The sequence below is a fragment of the Vineibacter terrae genome, assembly GCF_008039615.1.
GTDB classification, from domain to species: domain Bacteria; phylum Pseudomonadota; class Alphaproteobacteria; order Reyranellales; family Reyranellaceae; genus Vineibacter; species Vineibacter terrae.
Map to the genome: position 1 here is coordinate 46402 of NZ_VDUZ01000008.1, position 24393 is coordinate 70794.

Genomic DNA, 24393 nt, shown 5'->3' on the forward strand with positions numbered 1-24393 from the left:
CGTCGGCCGCGCCTGCTGACACCATCCTGTCGGCTGACGACCGAGCACAACGCTGCGCCTGGAGGTGTGGACGCGGTGGGAAAGCTGTGGATCATCGGCGTCGTCTCCGCGGCCTTCACGCTATGGTCGCCATCATTGCGCGCGCAGGACGATGGAGAGACCCCGTTCCTGCCCAAGACGCTGCGCTACGACGAGGACTACCGCTACCTCGCTGATCCGGCCAGGCGTGGCGATCCATGGGATCCGCTGAAACACATCCCTCTGAACGGCGCTGGCGACGTTTATCTGTCGTTGGGTGGCGAGCTGCGGGAACGCTATGAGCATACCCGGAACCTGGGGGTCCGCGGCAAGGACGACGTTCTCATGAACCGTCTGCTGCTCAGCGCCGACCTGCATGTCGGCGATGCCTTCCGCTCGTTCGTGCAGTTCGGCGTCCTTTCGCAGTTCGGTCGCGATGGCGGGTCGCTGGCGACCGACGAGAACCGGCTCGACTTCCAGCAGGCCTTCTTCGATGCCTCCACGGGCCTGGGGCCCACAGAGCGCGCCACGCTGCGCGTCGGACGCCAGGAGATGAACTACGGCTCCGGGCGTTTCGTATCGATTCGCGAAGGACCCAACGCGCGACGCAGCTTCGACGGCTTCCGTGCCCTCTACCGTGCCGGCGGCATGGATATCGACGCCTTCGTCACGCGCCCGGTCCAGCTCCTGCCGGGCACGTTCGACGACCGGCCGGACAAGAAGCAGGGCTTCTGGGGCGCCTATGCCGTGGCCCGCCTGCCGGCCGGGATGAATCTCGACGTCTACTATTTCGGCCTGGATCGGGCCAATGCGGTGTTCGCGGCCGGAATCGCCGACGAGCGGCGGCACACGCTGGGGACCCGCTTGTGGGGCGCCAGCGGCGCGTTCGACTACAACGTCGAGGCGGCCTTCCAGTTCGGCAGCTTCGGCTCGCAGACCATCCGGGCATGGGGTGTGTCGGCGGATCTCGGCGTGACCTTCGCCACGCTGCCGTTCAAGCCCCGTCTTGGCCTGAAGGCCAATGCCGAGAGCGGCGACGGCAACCCGCAAGACCGTCGGCTCGGCACGTTGAATCCGTTGTTTCCCAACCACGCTTATTTCAGCGAGGCCGCAGTCGGCGCGCCGATGAACGACATCGACTTCCAGCCGAACCTGACGCTGCAGCTTGCGCAACGCCTGTCGTTCTATGTCGGCTGGGATTTCTTCTGGCGGCAGAGCACGCGCGACGCCGTCTACAATGCGGCATTGCTGCCGATCCCGGGCACCGCCCAGAACAACAGCCGCTATATCGGCGACCTGATCACGACGCATCTGCGCTGGCGCGTCGATCGCCATCTGGAGGTCAACCTCGACTACACGCACTTCTTCGCCGGCGGGGCGCTGCGCAAGGCCGGCCGTGGCGACATCGACTTTGCCATGATGTCGGTGGCGTACCGCTTCTGAGCATCACAGCAGCGGGCTCATCAGCCGGGCCACGTTCTCGGCGACCTTGATTGGCAGCGGGCGGGCGTCCCATGCCGCGGCGTCGAGCGCCGTTGCTTCGGCGATGTAGCCGCCTTCGATCGCGCGCAGGCGTTCGGCGGCGTGGCGGTCGTAGAGCACCAGGCTGACCTCGGCGTTGAGCTCGAAGGAGCGCATGTCCATGTTGCTCGATCCGATCAGCACCGTGCCGTCGTCGACGCTCATGTGCTTGGCATGCAGGAACGCCGGCTGGAACAGGTGGATACGCACGCCGCAGGCCAGCATGTCGGCGTAGTAGGACCGCTGGGCCAGGCCGACCAGGACCGCGTCGGAGCGCCGCGAGACGATCAGGTCGACCTGCACGCCGCGCAGCACCGCGGCCCGCATCGCCTGCAGCAGCGTCTCGCCGGGCACGAAATAGGGCGTCGTGATCACCACACGCTCGCGGGCGCCCGCGATCAGGGCGATGAACAGGTCGTTGACGCTGCCGCGCGCCAGATCCGGTCCGCTGGGCAGGGTCTGGATCGCGACCGTGCCGGCGGGCTCGGGCGGCTGCGGCAAGCCGGGGTCGGCAAGCTGCTCCTCGGTCTCCAGGAACCAGTCGGCGGCGAACACGACCTGCAGCTGGCGCACGATCGGGCCCTGCACGCGGACCTGCAGCTCGCGGTTCACCTGGCCGTTGGGCAGCGCCGCGTCGATGATGTTCTGCGAGCCGGCATAGCCGGTGCGGCCGTCGATGACCGCGATCTTGCGATGGTTGCGCAGGTCCGCACGGGTCGCGTAGCTGATCAGGCGCAGCGGCAGGATGCGGTGGGCGGCGATGCCGGCGGCGGCGAGCCGGGCCATCACGGCGCGGCCCCAGCGCCGCGAGCCGATGGCGTCGATCAGCACCCGGCAGGTCACGCCGCGCCCCTGTGCACGTTCCAGCGCCGCCATCACGCGCCGGCCGGTCGTGTCGTCGGCGAAGATGTAGAACAGCAGATGCACGTGCTGCTGCGCGCCGTCGATATCCGCGACCAGGCGGTCGATGGCGCCGTCATAGTCCGGCAGGAATTCCACGGCATTGCCGGACAGCACCGGCATCCAGCCGATGCCGCGCGCCAGCGCCGCGGCCGGCCCGGGAGCGGGCACGATAAAGGGTGACAGCGCGCCGGTGGCACGGCTGGCGTTGGCGGAGAAGACCTTCTGGAACTGCGCCACCCGCTGGCGCCGCCAGCGCGGATGCGTGGGCCGGCCGATCGCCTGGTAGAGCAGCAGCGCTGGCCAAGGCGCTACGAAGAACAGCAGCAGCCAGCCCTTCGCGGCTTCCGGCGAGCGCCGGAAAGGCACCACGATCAGCGCGCCGATGCAGATGGCCCACGCCGAGATGATGTAGACCACAGCCCAGAAGCCACCGGAGCCTGGGTCGATCAGCGTCAAGAACTCCGTCACGGCCATACGTTAGCAAAGCCGGCGCACGGGCTCCAAGATCGATTGCGCCGGGCGCTTCAGGCGTGTCTTCTCGTCAGCGGCGCCGGTGCCGGCGTGATGGAGCAGGGCATGCGGCAGCACTGGACGCGGGCGACGGCCACAGTCGCGCTGGGCGTGGATGACGCCACGGCGCTGGTGCGTGCGCTGCCCGGCGCGCCGCGTGTGTCCCGCGTCACAGTGCTGTCGGGCGGGCTTGCCAATACCAACCTGCGCCTGGATTTCGCGTCGGGCGAGCCGCCGCTGGTGCTGCGGCTCTATCAGCGCGATCCGGCGCAGGCGGCCAAGGAGCGCGCGCTGCACGGGCTGGCGGCACGGCACGGGCTGCCGGTGCCGCGACTGCATCTGGGCGCCGACGACAATCCGATAACCGGATCGGCCTATGCTGTCATCGACTGGATCGAGGGCCGGCCGCTCGATGATGTCGCGGCGAAGCTGGACGGCGATCAGCTGTGGCAGCTGGGCGCCTCGATCGGCGCAGGGCTGGCCAGGATCCATGGTGTGACGTTCGATGCGTGCGGCTTCTTCGACGGCGCGCTGAGGGTCGCCACGCCGATCGACGTCGGCGGTGCCGGCCTGCGCGAGTTTCTGCATCGCTGCCTGATCGACGGTCGCGGCGGCGAGCGCCTCGGCGGCGATCTCACGCGGGCGCTGATGGCGTTCGTCGACGCCGAGGCCGCGGTTCTCGACACATGGGATGGCGCTCCCTGCCTCACCCATGCCGACTTCGGCGGCAGCAATATCCTGGTTCGGCTTACCGGGCGGGGCTGGGCGCTGGCAGCGGTGCTGGACTGGGAGTTCGCGTTCAGCGGCAGCCCGTTCTTCGATCTGGGCAACCTGCTGCGCCCACCCCCGGGGCGGCTGCCCGGCTTCGCCGATGCGGTCGCCGCCGGCTACGCCGGCGCCGGGCGCGTCCTGCCGCCGCGGTGGCGCGAGATGGCGGCGCTGGCCGATCTCATCGCCTGGGCCGATTTCCTGTCGCGCGAGCTGCCGCCGCCGGGCGTCATCGACAGCGCGCGCGAGCGCATTCGCGACACCATCGCGCGGCGCGGCTAGCCTGCACGGCTGCCGCAACAGACCTTCAGCCCACCACCAGCTTCAGTCCGGGCACGTTCGCGACAATCTGCTCGCCCCGCAGGCGCTCCAGCCCGCGCCGCAGCTTCTCGCGGCTCTTGTAGGCATGTTCCTGCACCAGGGCGGCGGCCCGGCTGGCCTGCCCGTTGACCAGCGCATCGACGATGTCGCGATGCTCGGCCTGCACTTTCTGCATGTTCTGGAAGGCGGCCTCGAGCCCCTGCGTGAAGGCGATCGCGCCCGGCGAGACCAGGGGCAGCCGGCCGACGAAAGCCAGGGCGTTCGCCAGGGGGATGTTGCGCGATGCCGCCACGATCGCCTCGTGAAAGCGCGCGTTCATCTCGGACCAGCTGCGGGTATCGGCTTCGGTCAAGGCACCCTTGGCCACAAGCGCCTCGCCCAGCGCCAGGCATTCCTCCAGCACGATGCGGTTTGCGACATCCAGGCCGCGTTCCACCGCGCGGCGGCAGGCCAGCGCTTCCAGCGCGCCGCGCACGTCGAAGGCGTCGGCGATCTCGTCGATCGTGATCTCGCGCACCCAGAAGCCCTTGTGTGGCGCGCTCGTCAGCAGTCCTTCCTGCTCGAGGATGCCCAGGGCCAGGCGCACGGGCGTGCGCGACACGCCCAGCCGGCTGGCCAGCGGAATCTCGGCGATACGCGCGCCGGGCACGAATTCGCCGGCCATGATCATCTGCCGCAACAGAAGCGTGACGCGTTCGAGCTCGGTTGATTGCATGCAATTCTCTTTGCTCTTCATTTATGAATAGCCATTATCGTACATAGAGAGCTGATTTTTCGCCATCGCAATTATATATTGCATGCAATAAAGAAATATTGCATGCAATGAGCCGCGTGACGATCTGGAGGAGGGGCGGGTGCGACTGATCCGATATTGGCACGGGGGCGCGGCGCGGACCGGTCTGGTGCAGGATGATCGCGTCATCGACACGGCGGCGTTGTCGCCGTCGCTGGCTGATCTGGGCGCGGCGCTTGCCGCCGATGGCCGGCGCGCGCTGGCGACCCTGTCCGTCGCATCCGTGGCGTCGACGTCGCTCGCGGACGCGGCGTTGCTGCCGCCCCTGGCGACGGGCGCGCGGCTCTTCTGCATCGGCCTGAACTACAAGACCCATGTCGCGGAAACCGGGCGCGACCTGCCGGCCCAGCCGTCGGTCTTCACCCGCACGGCGGAAAGCGTCGTCGGGGCCGGCGCGCCGATGCTGCGGCCGGCGGTGTCCGAGCACTTCGATTTCGAAGGCGAGCTGGCGGTGGTCATCGGCACGCCGGGCCACCGTATCACCGAGGCGTCGGCGATGTCGCATATCGGCGGCTACACCTGCTTCAACGACGGCAGCCTGCGCGATTTCCAGAAATTCTCGGTGACGGCGGGCAAGAACTTCGATGCCAGCGGTGCGATCGGCCCCTGGATCGTGACCGCCGACGAGATTCCCGATCCCACCGCGCTGGTGCTGGCGACCCGCCTGAACGGTGTCGAGGTGCAGCGTTCGGGCACCGACATGCTGATCTATCCGCTTCCGCGGCTCATCAGCTACATCTCGCAATTCGCGGCCCTGCGCGCCGGCGATGTCATCGCCACCGGCACGCCCGCCGGCGTCGGCGCGCGGCGCGTGCCGCCGCTATGGATGAAGCCCGGCGATGTCGTCGAGGTCGACATTTCAGGCATCGGCGTCCTGCGCAACCCGATCGCGGCAGCAGCCTGACGCGCCACCTGAGCAGCCATCAGAAGAGGAAACGATGACATCCATCGACGCGGCCGCCCGCGACAAGCTGGCGAACCTCAATGCCGATCTGACGCCGGTGCGCATCAGCGAGATCGTGCTCAAGACATCGCGCTTCGAGGAGCTGAAGCTCTGGTACCAGGGCGTGCTGGGCGTGGCGCCGTTCTACGAGCACAACCCCGCGGCCGGCACGTCCGGCGGGCAGGAGCGGGCCACGGATATCCGGCTCTGCTTCATCCGCCTCCATCTGGACCATCCCTACGCGCAGATGCTCGCGATCTTCGAGATCCCGGGGACACGCGATGCGCCCGGCAGCGATCCCGGCCTGCACCACATGCAGTTCCGCAACGCCAGCATGCAGGAGCTGTTCACGCGCTACGAGCGGCTGAAGGCGCTAGGCATCCTGCCGCATCGCACCGCCAATCACGGACCCGGCACCAGCTTCTACTATCGCGACCCGGACCAGAACGTCGTCGAGCTGTCGGCCAACAACTTCGCGACCGTCGAGGAGTACAAGGCCTATTTCACGTCCGAGTCCTACAAGCGCAATCCGTCAGGCATCGAGATCGACGCCGACGACTATGTCGCGCGCTTCCGCAGCGGCACGCCGCTGGCCGAGCTGGTGAGGATCCCGGCCTGATCATGTCGTGCATCGCAACGTCCGTTCTGATCGTGGGCGCGGGGCCGGTGGGCCTTGCGCTCGCCTGCGAGCTGGGGTGGCGCGGCATCAAGTGCCTTCTGGTCGAGCAGGGCCAGGGCGATGTCATCTTCCCGGCCGGCGAGGCGATCAACGTCCGCACCATGGAGCACCTGCGGCGCTGGGGCATCGCCGATGCCGCCCGCCGCAGCGAGTTCCCGCAGGATTATCCGCGCAACGTCATCTTCGTGACGCGGCTGATGGGCTACGAGATCGCGCGATTCGCGCGCGATTCGAACGATTCCGCCCACGCCAAGGCTGGCCGCTTCAGCCCGGAAGCGGCCATCTGGTGCCCCAAGAAGTGGTTCGATCCGCTGCTGCGCCGGCACGCTGCGAGCTTTCCCAGCGTCACCCTGCGCGACCAGTGCCGCCTGGAGGCGTTCGAGCAGGACGCGCAGGGCGTGCGCGCCACGGTCGTCGACCTCGCCACCGGCAGCCGCCACCGGATCGATGCCGCCTATCTCGCCGCCTGCGACGGCGCCCGCAGCATGATCCGACGGCAGCTCGGGATAGAATTCGAAGGCACCTTCGCCGAAGGCCACAACCTCGGCATCTACCTGCGCGCGCCCGACCTGCTGGCGCGTCAGCCGCACGGGCAGGCGAGCCAGTTCCTCACCATGAGCACGCGCCACCGGGCGGCGCTCTCGACCGTCAACGGCAAGGACCTCTGGCGCCTTTCGCTCTATGTCGAGGCCGGCGAGGCCGAGGCGCTCGATCCGGCCGCCTGCGTGCGCGAGGCCTTCGGCGGTGATCTCGACGTCGAGATCATCCGCGCCCAGCCCTGGTCGGGGCATCGGGTGGTGGCACGGTCCTATCGCGACGGCCGTATCTTCCTGGTCGGCGACGCGGCCCACATGCTGTGGCCCAAGGGCGGCTTCGGCGCCAACACCGGCATCGGCGACGCGGTCGACATCGGCTGGAAGCTGGCGGCGGTGCTCGAGGGCTGGGGCGGCGCAGGGCTGCTGGCGAGCTACGAAGCCGAGCGCCGTCCGATCGGCGTGCGCAACGTCGACGAGGCGGCCAGCAACCGTGCCGCCGACCACAGCCTGCCGGCCGATCCGATGCTGGAAGCGGCAGGGCCCGAAGGCGATGCCACGCGCCAGCGGGTCGGCGACATCATCCGTGCCACGCGCTGGAAGGAATGGAACACGCTGGGCGTGCAGCTGGGCTATCGCTACGCCGCGTCGCCCATCGTAATCGCCGACGGCACGCCCGAGCCGCCGGACGACCCGAGCGATTACCAGCCTTCGACCTGGCCCGGCGCGCGCGCGCCGCACCACTGGCTGGCGCCCGGCCGCTCGACGCTCGATCTGTTCGGCCATGGCTTCGTGCTTGTCGCGCAGCGCGGCGCCGATGCTGCGTCCTTCGCGGCCGCGGCGGACAGCACCGGCATTCCGATGCAGGTGCACGAGAGCGCCGACGCCGCTCTGGCTGCGCTCTATGCGGCGCCTCTGGTGCTGGTGCGGCCGGACGGCCATGTGGCCTGGCGCGGGCATCACGCCGGCGATGCCGCTGCCGTCCTGCGCCAGGCCGTCGGGCTGCGCGCGACGCATCAGCACATCAGGCCTTTCTCCCACGAGGGCGGGGAGATGGAAAAGCTGCAACAACGATCCTGAGGGGGAGACCGATGAACAAGACGATGGGCGCATTCCTGCTGGCGCTGTCAGCCTGGACCCTGCCGGCGCGCGCCGAGACCGAGACGGCGTCGCTCGCGATCCCGGTCCTGTCGCTGACCTTCAGCCCCAACTACATCGCCGCCGACAAGGGCTTCTGGCGCGACCAGGGACTGGAGGTGAAGTTCGCGTCCATCCCCGGCGTCGGCGCCACCAACGCCGTGCTGGCCGGCAGCGTCGACTTCACCAACACGGCGGCGTCGGCCTTCCTGCGCGCCGTGGCGCGCGGCCAGAAGCTGGTGGCGATCGGCAATACGCTGGAGCGCGTGCAGATCGAGCTGGTGATGAGCAAGGCGTTCCTGCAGGCGCGCAACTTCAATCCCGACGGTCCCGTCGAGGAGCGGGCCAAGGCGCTCAAGGGCGCCAAGATCGCCGTCGATGCGCCCAACTCCATCGTGCACGGCTATATCCGCTACGCGGCGAAGAAGGCGGGCCTCGATCCCGAGCGCGATATCACCGTCTCGCCCATGGCGCCGCCGGCCATGATCGCGGCCATGCGCAGCGGCCAGGTCGACGGGCTGGCCATGTCGCGGCCCTGGCCTTCGATGATGCGTCAGGAAGGCGTCGGCCTCACGGTGCTGAGCAGCCCGCAGGGCGATTTCGCGGAGCTGCATCCCTTCAACTACAACCTCATCGTGACGCGGCCGGGCTTCTGCGAGGCCAAGCCGTCGGTCTGCCGCAAGCTGATGGCAGGCTTCAACCAGGCCCTGGCGTTCATGCACGACAACGTGCCCGAGACGCTCGCCATCCTCGGCAAGCGCTTCGACAAGACGGACCCGGCCATGGTGAAGGATGCCTTCGACGGCGTGCTGGCCGGCACGCCGCGGACGGCGACGGTGAAGGAGATCGGCTTCACGCACGCGCAGAACTACATGGCTTATGCCGCAATCATGCAGCCGGAGGAGATGCTCAAGAGCTTCGCCGGCATCTACAGCAACGACTACCTCAAATAGCGCGATGCGGATCGTGGTCTATCGCGCCGTCATCCTGGCGCTGATCCTGGCGTGCTGGCAGGGGGCGAGCCTGGTGTTCGGCGCGCACTGGATCCCGGCGCCGGCCGCCGTGATGCGCGCCTTCTGGCTGCAGGCCGCAAGCGGCGAGCTGTGGTATCATGCGCGCTACACGCTGGCGGCCGCGGTCATCGGCTTCCTGATCGGCGGCCTGCCCGGGGCGCTGCTGCCGTTCCTGATCCGACGGCTGGCGACGCTGCGCGCCATCCTCGATCCCTACCTGATCGCGGGCTACGGCGCGCCCAAGGTCGCGCTGACGCCCCTGTTCATCCTGTGGTTCGGAATCGGGCTGGAGTCGAAGGTGGCGCTGGTCGCCAGCGTCGTCTTCTTCCTGGTCTTCTTCATCACCCTGGCGGGGCTCGACAGCGTCGACCAGAAGCTGATCGCGGCGGCGCGGGTGTTCGGCGCCGGCCCCGGCCTGATCGCGCGCGAGATCGTCTGGCCCAGCGCCATCCCCTACGTGCTCACCGGGCTGCGCGTGGCGGCGCCATACGCCATCGGCACGGCCGTGGTGGGCGAGCTGATCTCGTCCAACCGCGGGCTGGGCTACAGCATCCAGGCCGCCGCCACCAACTTCGAGCCCGCCAAGCTGTTCGTCGGCGTGGTGGCGCTGGCCCTGATCGTGCTCGTGCTCAATGCCGTGCTCGATCTGCTCGAGAAACGCCTGCTGTCATGGCGGCCTACGGGAGGCATCGCTGAGCGTGCTCAAACCAGCTTCTGACATGACGCCCGGCAAGGGCGGGCCCGTGCTGGAGGTTCGCGACCTGGCGCGATGCTTCGGCGGGCGCGACGGCCGCGACGATGCCCTGGCGGTGATCGAGGGATTGTCGCTGGCCGTGGCCGAAGGCGAGTTCGTGACCGTGGCCGGGCCGTCCGGATCCGGCAAATCGACACTGCTCAACATGATCGCGCAGATCGACCGTCCGAGCGAAGGAACGATCCATCTGCGCGGCGAGACCATCCTGGCGCCGGGCAAGGCCGACCTGAACCCGGGTTGGAACTGCCAGATCGGGTATGTGACGCAGGAGGACAACCTGCTGCCCTGGCGCCGGCTGCTGGACAACATCCTGCTGCCGCTGCGGGCGCAGCGCCGCCTCGACGCGGACGCGCGCACCCGCGTCGCGGCGCTGATCGAGACCGCAGGCCTCACCGGCTTCGAACGCTACTACCCGCACGAGCTCTCCGGCGGCATGCGCAAGCGCGCCTCGCTGGTGCGGACCCTGGCCTATGATCCGCCGGTCATCCTGATGGACGAGCCGTTCGGCGCGCTCGATGCCCAGACCCGCACCGAGCTGCATGCCGACCTGCTGCGGCTGTGGAGCCTGAAGCGCAAGACCATCGTGTTCGTCACGCATGACATCACCGAGGCGATCGCGCTGGGCGATCGCGTCCTGGTCCTGTCGCGCGCCCCGGCGCGCGTGGTCGACGAATATCGCGTCGACCTGCCGCGGCCACGCGACGTCGATCACCTGATCGCCGAGCCGGCCTTCGCGCGGCTGTACGAGAGCATCCGCCAGTCGCTGGCGCGCCAGGCGCCCAAGGCGCGGCGCGCATGAGCCGCCCGGGCGTCGTCATCGCCGGGCGGCTGCTGCTGGGCCTCGGTCTGGTGCTGCTGTGGACGCTGCTGCATCGCGTCCTTGGCGACCACACCATCGCCGGGCTCGGCGATATCGCGGTGCGATTGTGGGAGATCGCGCAGAACGGCGTCCTGCTCCGTGACATCGGCGTCACGATGCTCGAGGCCGGCGCCGGCCTTGCCGTCGGCGGCCTGGCGGGCTTCGCGTTGCCATTCCTGATCACCCGCGTGCCCGGGTTCGAGGCGGCGCTGCGGCCCTTCATCGCCGCCGCGATGGGTGTGCCCAAGCTGGCGCTGGCGCCGCTGCTGATCCTGTGGTTCGGCATCGGCTTGCTGTCCAAGGTCGTGTTCGTGGCGCTGGTGGTGTTCTTCCTGCTGTTCTTCAGCACGCTCGCCGGTATCCGCGGCGCCGACCCGCGGCTGATCGCGGTGGCGCGCGTGCTGGGCCTGCGCGAGCTCATGCTGCTGCGCGAGGTGATGCTGCCGTCGACCCTGCCGTTCGTGTTCGCCAGCCTGAAGGTGGCGCTGCCGCGCGCCATCAGCGCCGCCGTGGTGGGCGAGTTCATCGCCGCCGACACCGGCCTGGGGTCCTACATCCAGAACGCCATGTCGCAGGCCGACACGGTGGGAGTCTTCACCGGCGTCATCGTCGTGACCGTCCTGGTCGTGGTCGTGAACGCAGTGCTCGACCATACGCAGAAGCGCGCGATGGGCTGGCGCCATTCCGCCATAGGCGGATTTTGAAAGGAACCGACACCGTGAGCGATCCCGATCAGGCGATCATCCTGCAATGCCAGCGGCTGGCGATCGACTTTGCCCGCTATGTCGATCAGCGCAATATCGAGGCGGCGGTCGGCCTGTTCACCGAGGATGCCGTGTTCGAGCGCAAAGGCGAGGTGCTGCAGGGCAGGGACGCGATCCGCGCGGCGCAGCTGCGGCGGCCCGCGACCCTGGTCACGCGCCACCTGTGCGCCAATATCGCCGTCGATGTCATCGACGCGGATCACGCCACGGGCAGCGTGTCCTTCATTCTGTTCCGCCACGATCATGCCGAGGCCGGCACGGACGCGGCCAGGCCGGCACCGCTGGGCCTGCCGGAGACGGTGGGCGAATACGTCGACACCTATTGTCGCACGCCCGGCGGCTGGCGCATCGCCAGGCGCGTGGCCAGGGCGGCCTTCCGCCGCGCATAACGCCGGCCTGAGCGCAGCACCGCCGTCGGTGCTGCGCACCTGGCCGCCGTCATCTGCCTTTCGCATGTCGATGCGCGCCGGCGCAGGCCGCGCCATCGCGATTGCCCCGGACATCGTTGCTGTACTAACGTTCATTCACAAGAATGACAGATGTGCAGTTGGGGCTTGTTCGGGAGGACGTGGATGACGGGCAGCAACAGGCGCTATCCCTTCGGCATTCGCAGCGACGGCAGCATCGACCGGCGTGCGTTCCTGCAGGCCGCCGGCCGGCTGGGCGTGGGCGCGCTGGGCGCCTCGAGCCTCGGCCTGGCGGCCGGCGTGGCGCGGGCCGATGTCGAGCCGTTCAAGATCGGCTGGGTGCGGCCGACGACGGGCCGCCTCGCCTCGTCCTTCTCCGTCCTCTATATCGGCGGCCTGATCGCGATCGACGAGATCAACAAGGCGGGCGGCATCCTGGGACGCCCGATCGTGCGCCAGGAGGAGGACGACGAGGCCTCGCCCGCCAAGGAGCCGGCGGTCATCAAGAAGCTGCAGGAGGCCGGCCTGACCTATATCGCCGGTCCGACCGGCAGCTCGCAGGCCCTGTCGTCGCTGGCGACCACGACACCAGCGAAGATCATCTCAGCGACCTATGCCAACGGCGCCGAGATGGGCGACGGCAAGAAGTACCCCTACCACTACCAGTGCACCTTCAATACCGACCAGCAGGGCGAGGTCGCGGCGCGCTACCTGGTCGACACGATCAAGGCCAAGAAGATCGGCATCCTGCAGGAGAACACCGCGTTCGGCGAGCAGGCCACGGCAGCGTCGCGGGCGACGTTGAAGAAGGCCGGGGTCGAGCCGGTCCGGATCGAGGTCTATCCCCTCAACGCGCCCGACCTGAACACCTATGTCGGCAACTTGCGCAAGGCCGGCTGCGACGGGCTGATCGCGTGGATCGCCAATATCCCCAACGCGGCCATGGCCTTCAACGCCATGAATGCCCAGAAATGGTTCCCGGCGATCACCGGCCATAACGGGCTGTTCCTCGATGCGTTGTTCGACCTGGTGCCCGACGAGGCGCTGAAGAACGTCTATGGCACGATGTACCGCAGCCTGATGTGGAGCGACGGCGAGAGTCCAGGGCCGCGCCAGGTCGAGTTCGCGAAGAAGGTCGTGGCGTATCCCGAGGCGAAGGGCTCGGGCACCACGGTCGCGAACAGCCCCTACTATGATTTCCTGCACATCCTGAAGATGGTGATCGAGGGCGAGAAGACCTTCGACACCGACAAGGTGAAACGCGCGCTGGACAATGTGCGCGGCTACAAGGGCCTGCTGGGCACGGTCAACTTCACGCCCGAGAACCACACCGCGATCGCCATCGAGGATGTCGCGCTGGCGTCGGTCGCCTCGGGCAAGGATCCGAAATCGCTGGGCGTCTTCCGCGAGCGCGCCAAGTAGGCCGCAAGCGTGGCTGGGAGCGCGCCACTCCGGTGGCGCGCCGGCCCTAAGGGCCGGTTCCCCCCAGTGGTGCTGAAGATCCGGCGCTGCGCGCCGGTGCGCCACTGGAGTGGCGCGCTCCCAGCGAGTGGCCACAAGCGAAGGGCCTAACATGGACCTGGATCTGATCCCTGCCGGGCTGACCGCGGGCAGCCTCTATGCGCTGGTCGCGATGGGCTTCAACATCCTCTATCGCCCCACCAACGTCTTCAACTTCGCGCAGGGCGACCTCGTGATGCTGGGGGCGATGGTCGGCGCCTCGGTGATGGCGCTCGCTGGCCTGCCGTGGCTCGCCGGCGCCGCGGCGGCGATGCTGTGCGTGGCCGTCCTGGCGCTGGTCGAGGAGCGCGTGGCGGTGGCGCCGGTGCTGAAGCGCTCGGCGCACGGCCATAGCTGGGTCATCACGACACTGGCGATCTCGATGATCATCGGCAACCTCGTGGGCCGCATCTGGGGGCCCGACCCGATCGCCGTGAAGCCGCCGGCGCCGCTCAGCACCGAGACATTCTACCTGCTGGGCATGGCGGTCAGCAGCTACCAGCTGGCGCTCATCGCGGTGACCTTGCTGCTGGTGTTCGGGGTCGAAGGCTTCTACCGCACGCGCTCGGGCAAGGCCGTGATGGCGGTGGCCGAGGACCGCGATGCCGCGCTGCTGCGCGGCATCGACCCCGACCGTCTGTCGCGCTGGTCGTTCTTCCTCGGCGGCGCCGTCGCGGCGCTCACCGGCATCCTGGCGGCGCCGCTGCTCTATGCCTCGACCGGGCTGGGGCCGTCGCTGCTGCTGAAAGGCTTCGCTGCCGCCGCCGTCGGCGGCATCGGCAACAACCGCGGCGCGCTGCTGGCCGGCTACATCATCGGCATGGCCGAGGCCGTGGGCGCGGCGGTGCTGTCGCCGGGCTACCAGCTCGCCATGGTGTTCGCCGTGATGCTGGTGATCCTGCTGATCCGCCCGCACGGCCTGTTCGGCAGCGCCGAAGCCCGCACGGTGTAGCACGATGCGTGACACTGTCCGCCGCCTCGTCGACTCGCCGGCCAACGGTTGGCGCCTGCTGCTGGCGCTCGCCGCCATCCTGTACGTCGCGCCGCTGCTGGTCGGTACGGAATACCGGCTCTTCGTCGCCACCCAGATGGGCGTCTATGTGATGGTGGCGATCGGGCTGAACCTGCTCAACGGCTATGGCGGCCAGGTGTCGCTGGGGCACGGGGCGCTGGTCGGCATCGGCGCCTACGCCGCGGCGCTGGCGATGGTCGACGCCCAGTGGTCGTTCTGGCCGGCGGCGGCGCTGGCGATGGCCGCTGCCGCCGTGGTCGGGGCGATGATGGCGCTGCCGGCCTTGCGGCTCTCGACCTGGTATTTCGCCCTGGTCACGCTCGGCTTCGCCCAGGTGATGGAAGGGCTGATGACCGAGTGGCGGGAGCTGACGCACGGCTTCGCCGGCGTCGTGGGCATCCCCCAGCCGGCGCTGCTGGGCTACGCCCTGCCGTCGACGGGCCTGTACTGGCTGGTGCTGACGCTCGACCTGCTGGCCGTCGCCGCCGTCGCCAGCCTGCTGCGCTCGCGCTTCGGGCGGGCGCTGATCGCGGTGCGCGACAATCCTGTCGCCGCGACCGCCAGCGGCGTGTCGATGGTCTGGATCAAGATGTTCGCGTTCGTGGTCAGCGCCGCCATCGCCGGCCTGGCCGGGGCGCTGTTCGCGGTCCAGAAGACGGTGATCACGCCGGAGGACTTCACCGCCGAGTTCTCGATCTTCTTCCTCCTGGTGGTGGTGCTGGGCGGGGCCGGCCGGCTCTGGGGGCCGGTGGTGGGCGCCCTGGTGTTCTTCCTCGTGCCGGAGCTGCTGGCGGCGCTGCAGAGCTGGCGTCTGCTGATCTACGGCGCGGCCCTGCTGGTGCTGATGCTCTATGCGCCGCACGGCCTGGTCGGCGCCGTCGAGGCGGGCTGGAAGCGGCTGCGTGCCCGGCTGGGCCTGTCCAACATCGCGCCGCTGCCGGTGACGGGCGCCCAGCAGGACGGCGGCATCCGTCCGATCGACGGCGTGGCGCTGTCGGTGCGCGGCGTCGAGAAGCGCTTCGGCGGCGTCGCGGCGTTGGCCGGTGTCAGCCTCGAGGTCGCGCCCGGCACCAGCCACGCCATCGTCGGCCCCAACGGCTCGGGCAAGACGACCCTGCTCAACATGATCTCGGGATTCTATCCGGTCGATGCCGGCGCCATCGCGGTCGGCGGCCGCTCCGTCATCGGCCTGGCGCCGCATCGCATCGCCCATCGCGGCGTGGGCCGCACCTTCCAGACGCCGCGCATGATGCCCGACCTGACGGTGCTGGATAACATCCTGCTGGGCGCCTTCATGGCCGAGACCCAGGGCGCGCTCGCCGCCACGCTGCGCCTGCCGGCAGCGCGGCGCGAGCAGGCGCAGTCGCTGGCCGAGGCCATGCGCTATCTCGACTTCGTGGGCCTGCGCGAGCGCGCGATGGAGCCGGCCGGCGAGCTGCCGCACGGCCAGCAGCGCCTGGCCGAGATCGCCCGCGCGCTGGTCGGCCGGCCGCGCCTGCTGCTGCTGGACGAGCCGGCCGCCGGGCTGTCGCTGGACGAGCTCGACCGCCTGGGCGAGCTGATCTCGGCGATCCGCGGTCTGGGCACCACGGTCGTGATCGTGGAGCATCACCTGGAGCTGGTGGCCAATATCTGCTCGAGCGTCACCGTGCTGGAGCGCGGCGCCGTGCTGGCGTCGGGCACGCCGGCCGAGGTGTTCTCCAACGAGGCCGTCATCAGCGCCTACATGGGCGCCCATGTGCGCATCGAGGCCGCATCATGACCGCCCAGCCGTTGCTGCAGATCACCGGCCTCGATGTCGGCTACGGCCATGTCGGCGTGCTGCGCGACGTCGCGCTGGCCGTGGCGCCCGGCAGCATCGTGGCCCTGGTCGGCAGCAACGGCGCCGGCAAGAGCACGCTGCTGCGCGCCATCTCGGGACTGCTGCGGCCGAGCGCCGGGCGCATCGTGTTCGAGGCCGGCGACATCGCCGGCTGGCGGCCGCACCGCATTGTCGATCTCGGCATCATGCAGGTGGCCGAGGGGCGGCGCCTGTTCCGCCGTCAGAGCGTGCACGACAATCTCGAGCTGGGGCTGGTCGGCGCGCGCCTGGACCGGGCAGCGGAAGCCGAGCGCTACAGCGCCGTCTACGATCTCTTCCCGGCGCTGCGCGAGCGTCCCGACGTGCGTGCCGGCGTGCTCTCGGGCGGCCAGCAGCAGATGCTGGCGATCGCGCAGGCGCTGATGCGGCGCCCCAGGCTGCTGATGCTCGACGAGCCGTCGCTGGGCCTGGCGCCGGTGATCGTCGACCAGCTCATCGACGTGATCCTGCGGCTGCGCGCCGGCGGCACCACCATCCTGCTGGTGGAGCAGATGGTGGAGCGGGCGCTGGAGATCGCCGACCACGCCTATGTGCTGCAGAACGGTGTCGTCATCGGCCACGGCACGCCGGCCGATATCCGTGCCGGCGACCTGATCCGACGCGCCTATCTCGGCGCCGGCAGCGAGCACGCGACGTCGGACTGAAGGCCATCCGGCTCACCGTCATCCGAGCGCAGTTCCCGTCATCCCGAGCGCCCGTCATCCCTCGCTGCGCTCGGGATGACGGTAAAGCGGGGCTCAGGTGGGGCAGGGCACTTCTTCCACCGCGGTCTCGGCGAACAGCGCGCCCGCGGTCTGCTCCTCCTCGCCGGCCGAGGTGCCGCCGTTGCTCGGGTAGGCGATGAAGACGACGTCGCCGGTGGGTGTGATGCTGGTGACGCGACGCACCTCGCCACTCTTGGTCTGGTAGCAGTGGTTCACCAGCAGCTTGGTGAAAGGAATCGGCATGGATGCGGCTCCGTTATCGAACAGGCCCTGCGCTGCTGCAGGCATCAGGCGCCGTCTCAACGAGGCCATGGCGCACGAAGTTCCGCACAGGCGCCCGCAATGATCGCGGGTTGCGGCTGGAACCGGCGCATGCCAATACGCGTTATAGAAGTTCGTGCCCTTGATCGTCGCGTTCCGTACCCTCTCGCATCCCTTCAGACGCCGATGCCGTGTCACGGCAGGGGCGTTGTTGCTGCTGCTGGCGGTCCCCGGCGCGGCGCTGGCCGCGGAAGGCGGCGGCGCCGGCGGCTCGATCACGGTCTTCGTCGCGCAGGTCGTCGTCCTGCTGGCGCTGGGGCGCCTGCTGGGCGAGGTGGCCCAGCGCATCGGCCAGCCGGCGGTGATGGGCCAGCTCATCGCCGGCGTCATCCTCGGGCCATCCGTGCTCGGTGCCGTGCTGCCCGAGCTGCAGCACATGCTGTTTCCCGACTCGCGCGAGCAGAAGAGCATGCTCGATGCCGTGGCGCAGCTGGGCGTCCTGCTGCTTCTGCTGCTCACCGGGATGGAGACCGACCTGTCGCTCATCCGCAAGGTTCGGCGCGCTGCCTTCAGCGTCTCGGTGGCCGGCATCGCGGTTCCCTTCGCCTGCGGCTTCGCGCTGGGCGAGATGCTGCCCGGCTCGATGCTGCCCAATCCCGCCAATCGCCTGCTGACCTCGCTGTTCCTGGGCGTCGCGCTGTCGATCTCGTCCGTGAAGATCGTCGCCGCCGTGGTGCGCGAGATGAGCTTCATGCGCCGCAATGTCGGCCAGGTGATCATGGCGGCGGCGATCATCGACGACACGATCGGCTGGATCATCATCGCCGTGATCTTCGGCCTGGCGATGCACGGCGGCGTCGATCTTGCAGTCCTGGCGCAGAGCGTGCTGGGCACGCTGCTGTTCCTGGCGCTCAGCTTCACCCTGGGCCGCCGCCTGGTGTCGTTCCTGATCCGCTGGTCCAACGACAATTTCATCGGCGAGGTGCCGGTGATCACCACCATCATCGTGATCATGGGCCTGATGGCATTGATGACCCAGGCCATCGGCGTGCATACGGTGCTGGGCGCGTTCGTGGCCGGCATCCTGGTCGGCCAGTCGCCGATCCTGACCCGCCATATCGACGAGGAGCTGCGCGGGCTGATCACGGCCTTGTTCATGCCGATCTTCTTCGGCCTGGCCGGGTTGAGCGCCGACCTCTCGATCGTCAAGGATCCGGCGATGATGGCGCTGGGGCTGGGGCTTATCCTGATCGCCAGCGTCGGCAAGTTTGCCGGCGCCTTCATCGGCGGCAGCCTCGGCGGGCTCAGCCGCCGCGAATCGCTGGCGCTGGCCTGCGGCATGAACGCACGCGGCTCGACCGAGGTGATCGTCGCCACCATCGGCCTGTCGCTGGGCGTGCTCAGCCGCGACCTGTTCAGCCTGATCGTGGCCATGGCGGTGATCACGACAATGGCCATGCCGCCGATGCTGCGCTGGGCGCTGGCGCGCCTGCCGCTGCGGCCCGAGGAGGCGGCACGCCTGGAGCGCGAGGAGTTCGAGGCCAAGGGTTTCGTGTTCGGGCTCGAGCGCCTGCTGGTGGCGGCCGACAAGAGCGCCGACGGCATGCTGGCCTCGCGGCTGGTCGGCTTGCTGGCCGGGGCGCGGCGCACGCCCATGACGATCGTCGACGTGGCGGTGCCTGCCGGCACGACGCCGGCGCGGCCGGGCGAGAGTGAGGCGGCCGATGCCGGCGCCGCCGCCAGCGCGAACGGCGGCACGGTTGCCCCCGAGACGGTCGCCAAGGAAGCCGCCGAAGGCGCCAAGCCCGATGCCGAGCGCCGCGCGCCGCCGGCGGCCGACGTCACGACCCGCAAGACCCGCGGCCAGCCCGAGACGGAAGTCGCGGCCGAGGCCAGGAAGGGCTACGACCTGATGACGATCGGCGTCGACGGCGCGATCGGTGACGGCGGCGCCTTCAGCGACAGCGTCACGCGGATGGTGGCAGGATTCGAGGGGCCGCTCGCGATCGTGACGGCGCGCGGCCCGCATCGCGAGGACCCGGTCGGCTATCCGCTGAACATCCTGGTGCCGATCAACGGCGCGCCGCATGCGCTGCGCGCCGGCGAGATCGCGCTGGCGATCGCGCGCGCCCAGCGGACGTCGGTGACGGCGCTGTATGTCGCGCAGGAGGCGGGGGTGCCGTCATGGCAGCACCGCCTGGGCACGCGGCTGGCGCCGCTGAGTGAGGCGGACGCCATCCTCAAGCAGTTCGGCAGCCTCGCCGACAGCTACGGCGTGCCGCTGCAGATGGCGGTGCGGGCCAGCATCAGGCCCGGCGAGGCCGTGCTGCAGCAGATCCGGCGTGGCGACCACAACCTTGTCGTGGTCGGCGTCAGCCTGCGCACCGGCAGCACGCTGTCGTTCGGCCCGCTTGCCACGCTGCTGGCGGAACGCGGCGACCGGTCGATCCTCTACCTGTCGAGCTGATCGCGGCAGCTTTTGAAGGGCTGCTGCGGCCTCTCAGGCGACCTCGGTGCCGCCGACGGGACCACCGCGGATGTCCCAGCCGCCCCTGCCATCGGGCAGCGCGATCATGCCTTCCTTCATGCCTTTGGGCTTTTTCCCGCTCTCGGCGCAGGTCACCAGGTTCGGGTCGCTCCACGGATTGACGAGCGGCTCGGGACCAGGCTCGTGCTTGGCGACCTGGTCGAAGATGGCTGTCGCCAGCGCCCGTGCTTTCGTTTCGGTGGGCGCGGCAACCAGGCACAGCGCACGGTGCCAGCTTCGGCCCCAATGCGGTGAATTCAGGTTGCGTGGCTCAAGCTGATAGATCGGCATCATGTGTTCCAGTGGACAGCACGCCTGGCGTTGGAACGCCGGCGCCGAGCCGCCGGTTCCTGCCGCTCAGTCCCGCTCGCCGGCAGGTGGCTTCAGCACATGGCCTGCATCCAGGATGTGCTCGACCCCCACGCCGAGCATGAACCCGGCGACCACGTCGCTCACCCAGTGGGCGAGGACGACGACGCGGGTCGCGGCGAGCAGGCTGGCGGCCGCCCATGCGATCGGGGCCGAACGCGGCCAGAGGCGCGCCACGGCGGCGCTGAGCGCACCGACATGCATGGCGTGGCCCGAGGGAAAGGCGTCGTCGGCTTTCCCTGACCGCGGAATGCCGTGCCGCCGGCCATGAACCATCGTCCGGTCGGGCCTCTGCTGTGCGATGAAGTGCTTGAGGATGCGTGGCACCGCTGCCGTCACGACGACGTTGAGCGCGAGATAGTCGGCCTGCCGACGCTGATGCCCGTTGCCCAACCGGGACAGCAGCCACAGTCCGGCGGCGGCCGCCAGCAGGAGGCGGTCGTCGGCAGCGACCGTGACGGTGCTGGTCGCGTGCTCGACGGGAGGCTTAGCGTGCCGGGCGATGATCCTCGCCACTTCCCGGTCCAGTGTCGTGGGCTGGACATGCCAACGCGCCATGGTCGCCTCCGCTGCCTGATTTCCCCTGCTTGTGCAGATGGCCATGCAACGCCGGGAAGGGAGCCGGCGTTGCTCCTCAGGACTTGCATGTCGAGAGGAGGAAGCCATGGCTCGGCGATACGCAAGATCGGCCTCGAAGGACGTCCAGCGCGCGATGCACAAGCGCAAGGCGGGAACGCTGAGGAAGAGCAAAGGCGGGCGCGGCGGAAAGGTCAAGAGCCGCCGGCAGGCCGTTGCCATCGGCCTGTCCGAGGCGCGCAAGAAGGGAAAGAAGGTGCCGCGCAGGAAGTCGGCGTGAGGCTTGCGGCGCCGGACCGGCGATCGGGTCTGGCCGCACCGCTGCGGTCCTTGCCCTGACCAGCAGGCAACGTTTGTGTGCCGCCAGCGTTGGCGGAGCACCGGCTCGGGGACGAGCACCGGCTCGGGGAGAAGTCGATGCGCATCAGCCTCATCTACAATCGCAAGGCGGGCGGCGCGCTTGCGCCCAAGAAGCTCAAAGCGCTGCTGCGCAAGTTCGGCCACACGCTGGCGCACAGCGTTGACAAGAGCGACAGCTGGAAGGACCTGGCCGAGGATCCGGGCGAGATGGTCGTGATCGCCGGCGGCGACGGCACCGTCGGCGCCGCTGCCGTCAAGCTGGCGCCGCTGGGTGTGCCGCTCGCGATCCTGCCGACGGGAACCGCCAACAACATTGCCGGCGCGATGGGAATCCAGGCTGCCTCGCCGGAGGAGCATGTCGCTTCCTGGGAGGCGGCGTCGCCGCGCCAGGTCGATATCGGCGTGGCATCAGGGCCCTGGGGCGTGACGTCGTTCATCGAAGGGGTCGGGTTCGGCCTGCTGGCGACGTGCATGGCGCAGCTGCATGCCCAGGACAAGCGCAGCGACGCCAAGCGCGACGATACGGTCTTCAAGCTGTTCCGCGACCGGCTGGCGCTGAAGGCGCTGGCGCCAGACTACAGGCCGATGGCGCTCACCGGCGCCGTCGACGGCGTCGGACTGCAGGGCGCGTTCCTGCTGGTGGAAGCGCTGAACATCCGGTCGGTCGGGCCGGGCATCGATCTGGTGCCGGATGCCGACCCGGGCGACGGCCTTCTCGATTTTGCGTTCGTCTCGGCCGGCGACCGCGAGGCGCTCGTCGACTATCTGGCGCAGAAGGCACAGGGCGCCGATCCGCCGTCGCCGGCCGAGATCCACCGGGGACGGGTCCTGACCCTCACCGCGCCCCGGCACGACGCGCATGTCGACGACCGCCTGTGGCGCGCCGGCGCCAAGCCGCCGGCTGTTCATCCCGACGTCGAGATCAAGGCGCAGGCGCAGACCGTGATGATGCTCGCGCCGCCGCTGTCAGGACCGGACCTGCCGGATATGGCCCGGATGGCCGTCCCGACGCTCCTGCCGGTGTCGGATTGATATCCAACCCGCCTTGCGTCAAGTGGCGGCGTCGAGGCCCGGTGGTGCGACCTCCGTGAGGAATGACGCAAGGTACATCTTGCCCAGGACGTGCTTGGTGTCCGCTGCGCCGGGCTTGAGCCGTCCGTCGCTCATCGCGCGCCGCAATTGTGCTGCCGTTGGCGCGGCGAGATCGGTGTCCGCCAACGCGCCTGCGGCGGCGGCCGAGGCGCTCAGCAGGACGCCGGCATAGTAGAGGCGGGTGAGCGCCCGAACCTGGCTCAGCCGGGCGTGGAAGGCATCGTCGGGCGCGCGGCCCAGCCAGGCGTGCACGAAGATGCGCTGCAGATCGGCGGCCGGCGCGAGATTGTCCAGCATGATGGCGGCGTCGACCAGAGGGTCGTTGCGGTAGGCGGACTCCCAGTCGATCAGCCACAGACGCGCGCCGTCGAACAGGATGTTGCGTGGAACCGGGTCGTTATGGCTCGAGACGGTGCTTGCCGGATCCCATGCATATGACCTGCGGATCGCATCGAGGCGAGCGGTGTGGGCGTCGAGCACGCCGGGCGCGAACAGCCCGGTGCGGCAGACATGGGCCCAGAGACGGGCGACGATGGCCGGGTATTCGACGAAGGCCGGGAACGGCGATGTCGCCTGCACGCGGCCCAGCAATTCGGCCAGCGCGCGCACCAGCGCCGGACGGCCGCCGGGATAGGTGCTCAGCGGCTGCTCGTCGACGAAGTCGGCCACCGCGACCCGGGCCGCCGGGTCGAGATGGTGGATGGCCGGCGCAATCCCCGCGTCGGCCGCGATGCGCATCGCCTCGTACTGGTGCGGATTGCGCAAGGGGCTCGCGGGCCCTTCCACCCGCACGAGGTAGCGGCGGCCGCCGACCTGCGCCCGGAACGGAAAGGCCCCCGAGGCGCCGCCCGACAGCGGCGCCAAAGCGGCGACGGGCGCGCGGCCGAACGCCGCCTGCTGCGCGGCGCGCGCCGTCTCCTGCGCGCTCGCGAAGAGGTCTTCCGGACGGCCGCCGGTCATGATTGCTTCGTGGCTCAGGGCCGGTCCACGCCGGCGGGCAGGCGCACCATCGCCGGCACCAGGTCCTTGACCGTCGGCGCGCCGACCTGCTGCATCGCCGCCTGCGTCTCGCGGCGCAGGATCTGCAGCACGCGCTCGACGCCGGGCTGGCCGAAGGCGCCCAGGCCCCAGAGATAGGGCCGGCCGATGCCGACGGCACGGGCGCCCAGGGCCAGGGCCTTGATGATGTCGGTGCCGCGCCGGACGCCGCCGTCGACCAGCACCGGGATGCGGCCACCGACCGCGGCCAGGATCTCTGGCAGCGCGTCGATGGTGGCGCGGCCGCTGTCCTCGGCGCGCCCGCCGTGGTTCGACACGATGATGCCGTCGACGCCGTGCTCGATCGCGAGCGTCGCGTCCTCGTGCGCCAGGATGCCCTTCAGGACGAGCTTGGCGCTGAGCCTGTCGCGCAGCCGCTTGATCGTGTCCCAGGTCAGGTTGGTGGCGCCGGTATTGCTGATGCGGCTGACATCGATGCCGTCGAAATTGGGCTTGCGGGCCACGAAATCGCGGATGCCCAGGCCGTGGCAGCTGCCGCATTGGCGCGTGTCGGCGCGGCGCAGGCGCGCCAGCGTCTCCCAGTTCTGGCGCGCCACGACGTCGATCGTCACCACGATCACCGGGCAGCCGGCGCGCTCGGCACGCTTGACCAGGGCGTCGCTCACCGCCGGGTCGTTGGTGGGATAGAGCTGGAACCAGACCGGCGCCCCGCGGGCCGCGATCACATCCTCGACGGCGCTCGTTGCCACGGTCGAGAGCATCTGCAGGTGGTTGCCGGCGCGCGCCGCCCGGGCCACGGCGATCTCGCCGCCATGGTTGAATGCCTTGTTGCTGCCGGTGGGGGCGATCGCGATCGGGCTGTCGTAGCGCGTGCCGAACAGCTCGATGCCCATGTCGATGCGGCTGACATCGACCAGGCGGCGCGGCCGCAGCTGCAGGCGCTGGAACCCCTCGCGGTTGGCGCGCACGGTCGCGTCGTCATCGATGCCGGTCGTCAGGTAGCCGACATGCGCCGGCGGCGCCGTCTTGTACATCGCCGCTTCGATGTCGAAGACGTTCAGCGCCTCGGCCGGATCGGCGATGGCCGCCTCGTGTCCCGGCACGCCTTGGCCGAACGCACCGCTGCCGGCCAGCAACGGGCTTGCCGCCATGAACCGCAGGAAATGGCGGCGGCTGGCGATCGGATCCATGCGCGGTGACATGCGGTCG

24 protein-coding genes are annotated in these 24393 nt (G+C 69.5%); 17 read left to right on the top strand and 7 right to left on the bottom strand.

Features of this window, described 5'->3' with window-relative positions:
- Positions 1 to 75: 75 nt before the first annotated feature.
- Positions 76 to 1461 carry an alginate export family protein gene (locus FHP25_RS09010; RefSeq protein WP_178133398.1) on the top strand — a complete coding sequence of 462 codons (1386 nt, stop codon included), beginning with the start codon at positions 76 to 78 and terminating at the stop codon, positions 1459 to 1461.
- 3 nt (positions 1462 to 1464) lie between these two features.
- Here FHP25_RS09010 and cls read toward each other — a convergent pair whose 3' ends face one another.
- Positions 1465 to 2898: a cardiolipin synthase gene (gene cls, locus FHP25_RS09015; protein WP_218578282.1), complete on the bottom strand. Its 1434-nt coding sequence runs from the start codon at positions 2896 to 2898 to the stop codon at positions 1465 to 1467.
- A gap of 120 nt (positions 2899 to 3018) precedes the next feature.
- Between cls and FHP25_RS09020 the strand changes: the two genes are divergently transcribed.
- The gene (locus tag FHP25_RS09020; RefSeq protein WP_178133399.1) at positions 3019 to 4002 is read left to right on the top strand and encodes a phosphotransferase family protein; all 984 of its coding nucleotides are present in this window, start codon (positions 3019 to 3021) and stop codon (positions 4000 to 4002) included.
- 25 nt (positions 4003 to 4027) lie between these two features.
- On the opposite strand, the gene FHP25_RS09025 is transcribed toward FHP25_RS09020, so the two are convergent.
- Complete coding sequence (locus FHP25_RS09025) at positions 4028 to 4756, bottom strand: GntR family transcriptional regulator (RefSeq protein ID WP_178133400.1); 729 nt, start codon at positions 4754 to 4756, stop codon at positions 4028 to 4030.
- A 139-nt stretch (positions 4757 to 4895) separates the two neighbouring features.
- Here FHP25_RS09025 and FHP25_RS09030 point away from each other — a divergent pair, with 139 nt between their 5' ends.
- From FHP25_RS09030 to FHP25_RS09085, 12 genes are all read left to right on the top strand, one after another.
- Entirely contained in the window at positions 4896 to 5738 is an 843-nt protein-coding gene (locus FHP25_RS09030) for a fumarylacetoacetate hydrolase family protein (RefSeq protein ID WP_147846598.1), read from the top strand.
- 34 nt (positions 5739 to 5772) lie between these two features.
- Positions 5773 to 6396, top strand: coding sequence for a VOC family protein (locus tag FHP25_RS09035; RefSeq protein ID WP_178133401.1), 624 nt, complete (start codon positions 5773 to 5775; stop codon positions 6394 to 6396).
- A gap of 2 nt (positions 6397 to 6398) precedes the next feature.
- The gene (locus FHP25_RS09040; RefSeq protein WP_147846600.1) at positions 6399 to 8069 is read left to right on the top strand and encodes an FAD-dependent monooxygenase; all 1671 of its coding nucleotides are present in this window, start codon (positions 6399 to 6401) and stop codon (positions 8067 to 8069) included.
- A gap of 11 nt (positions 8070 to 8080) precedes the next feature.
- Complete coding sequence (locus FHP25_RS09045; RefSeq protein WP_147846601.1) at positions 8081 to 9079, top strand: ABC transporter substrate-binding protein; 999 nt, start codon at positions 8081 to 8083, stop codon at positions 9077 to 9079.
- A gap of 4 nt (positions 9080 to 9083) precedes the next feature.
- On the top strand, positions 9084 to 9857 hold the full coding sequence (locus FHP25_RS09050; protein WP_178133402.1) for an ABC transporter permease: 774 nt from the start codon (positions 9084 to 9086) through the stop codon (positions 9855 to 9857).
- A gap of 1 nt (position 9858) precedes the next feature.
- Positions 9859 to 10692: an ABC transporter ATP-binding protein gene (locus tag FHP25_RS09055; RefSeq protein WP_147846603.1), complete on the top strand. Its 834-nt coding sequence runs from the start codon at positions 9859 to 9861 to the stop codon at positions 10690 to 10692.
- The gene (locus tag FHP25_RS09060; protein WP_147846604.1) at positions 10689 to 11456 is read left to right on the top strand and encodes an ABC transporter permease; all 768 of its coding nucleotides are present in this window, start codon (positions 10689 to 10691) and stop codon (positions 11454 to 11456) included. Before FHP25_RS09055 ends, FHP25_RS09060 begins: the two co-directional genes overlap by 4 nt.
- A 14-nt stretch (positions 11457 to 11470) precedes the next feature.
- Positions 11471 to 11905, top strand: a complete 435-nt coding sequence (locus tag FHP25_RS40725; RefSeq protein WP_178133403.1) for a nuclear transport factor 2 family protein — start codon at positions 11471 to 11473, stop codon at positions 11903 to 11905.
- A gap of 183 nt (positions 11906 to 12088) precedes the next feature.
- Positions 12089 to 13345: an ABC transporter substrate-binding protein gene (locus FHP25_RS09070; protein WP_178133404.1), complete on the top strand. Its 1257-nt coding sequence runs from the start codon at positions 12089 to 12091 to the stop codon at positions 13343 to 13345.
- A 151-nt stretch (positions 13346 to 13496) separates the two neighbouring features.
- Entirely contained in the window at positions 13497 to 14375 is an 879-nt protein-coding gene (locus FHP25_RS09075) for a branched-chain amino acid ABC transporter permease (protein ID WP_147846607.1), read from the top strand.
- 4 nt (positions 14376 to 14379) lie between these two features.
- On the top strand, positions 14380 to 16197 hold the full coding sequence (locus FHP25_RS09080) for a branched-chain amino acid ABC transporter ATP-binding protein/permease (protein WP_147846608.1): 1818 nt from the start codon (positions 14380 to 14382) through the stop codon (positions 16195 to 16197).
- A complete protein-coding gene (locus FHP25_RS09085) occupies positions 16194 to 16940 on the top strand; it encodes an ABC transporter ATP-binding protein (RefSeq protein ID WP_147846609.1) in 747 nt (248 codons plus the stop codon). The genes FHP25_RS09080 and FHP25_RS09085 overlap by 4 nt, the downstream gene beginning before the upstream one ends.
- 93 nt (positions 16941 to 17033) lie before the next feature.
- Here the strand turns inward: FHP25_RS09085 and FHP25_RS09090 are convergent, their stop codons facing one another.
- A complete protein-coding gene (locus FHP25_RS09090) occupies positions 17034 to 17243 on the bottom strand; it encodes a hypothetical protein (RefSeq protein WP_147846610.1) in 210 nt (69 codons plus the stop codon).
- Between the two features lie 229 nt (positions 17244 to 17472).
- Between FHP25_RS09090 and FHP25_RS09095 the strand changes: the two genes are divergently transcribed.
- Positions 17473 to 19728 (top strand): cation:proton antiporter domain-containing protein, encoded by a 2256-nt coding sequence (locus FHP25_RS09095; RefSeq protein ID WP_218578283.1) that lies wholly within the window; start codon positions 17473 to 17475, stop codon positions 19726 to 19728.
- Between the two features lie 33 nt (positions 19729 to 19761).
- Here the strand turns inward: FHP25_RS09095 and FHP25_RS09100 are convergent, their stop codons facing one another.
- Complete coding sequence (locus FHP25_RS09100) at positions 19762 to 20082, bottom strand: hypothetical protein (protein ID WP_178133405.1); 321 nt, start codon at positions 20080 to 20082, stop codon at positions 19762 to 19764.
- A 63-nt stretch (positions 20083 to 20145) separates the two neighbouring features.
- Positions 20146 to 20715: a phosphatase PAP2 family protein gene (locus FHP25_RS09105; RefSeq protein ID WP_147846613.1), complete on the bottom strand. Its 570-nt coding sequence runs from the start codon at positions 20713 to 20715 to the stop codon at positions 20146 to 20148.
- 106 nt (positions 20716 to 20821) lie between these two features.
- Here FHP25_RS09105 and FHP25_RS09110 point away from each other — a divergent pair, with 106 nt between their 5' ends.
- Both FHP25_RS09110 and FHP25_RS09115 read left to right on the top strand, forming a co-directional pair.
- Positions 20822 to 21013 carry a DUF6496 domain-containing protein gene (locus FHP25_RS09110; RefSeq protein ID WP_147846614.1) on the top strand — a complete coding sequence of 64 codons (192 nt, stop codon included), beginning with the start codon at positions 20822 to 20824 and terminating at the stop codon, positions 21011 to 21013.
- Positions 21014 to 21150: 137 nt separating this feature from the next.
- A complete protein-coding gene (locus FHP25_RS09115) occupies positions 21151 to 22125 on the top strand; it encodes a diacylglycerol/lipid kinase family protein (RefSeq protein WP_147846615.1) in 975 nt (324 codons plus the stop codon).
- Positions 22126 to 22143: 18 nt separating this feature from the next.
- Here FHP25_RS09115 and FHP25_RS09120 read toward each other — a convergent pair whose 3' ends face one another.
- Both FHP25_RS09120 and FHP25_RS09125 read right to left on the bottom strand, forming a co-directional pair.
- Positions 22144 to 23145, bottom strand: a complete 1002-nt coding sequence (locus FHP25_RS09120) for a phosphotransferase (protein WP_147846616.1) — start codon at positions 23143 to 23145, stop codon at positions 22144 to 22146.
- 14 nt (positions 23146 to 23159) lie between these two features.
- On the bottom strand, positions 23160 to 24386 hold the full coding sequence (locus FHP25_RS09125; RefSeq protein WP_147846617.1) for an alpha-hydroxy acid oxidase: 1227 nt from the start codon (positions 24384 to 24386) through the stop codon (positions 23160 to 23162).
- Between the last annotated feature and the right edge of the window lie 7 nt (positions 24387 to 24393).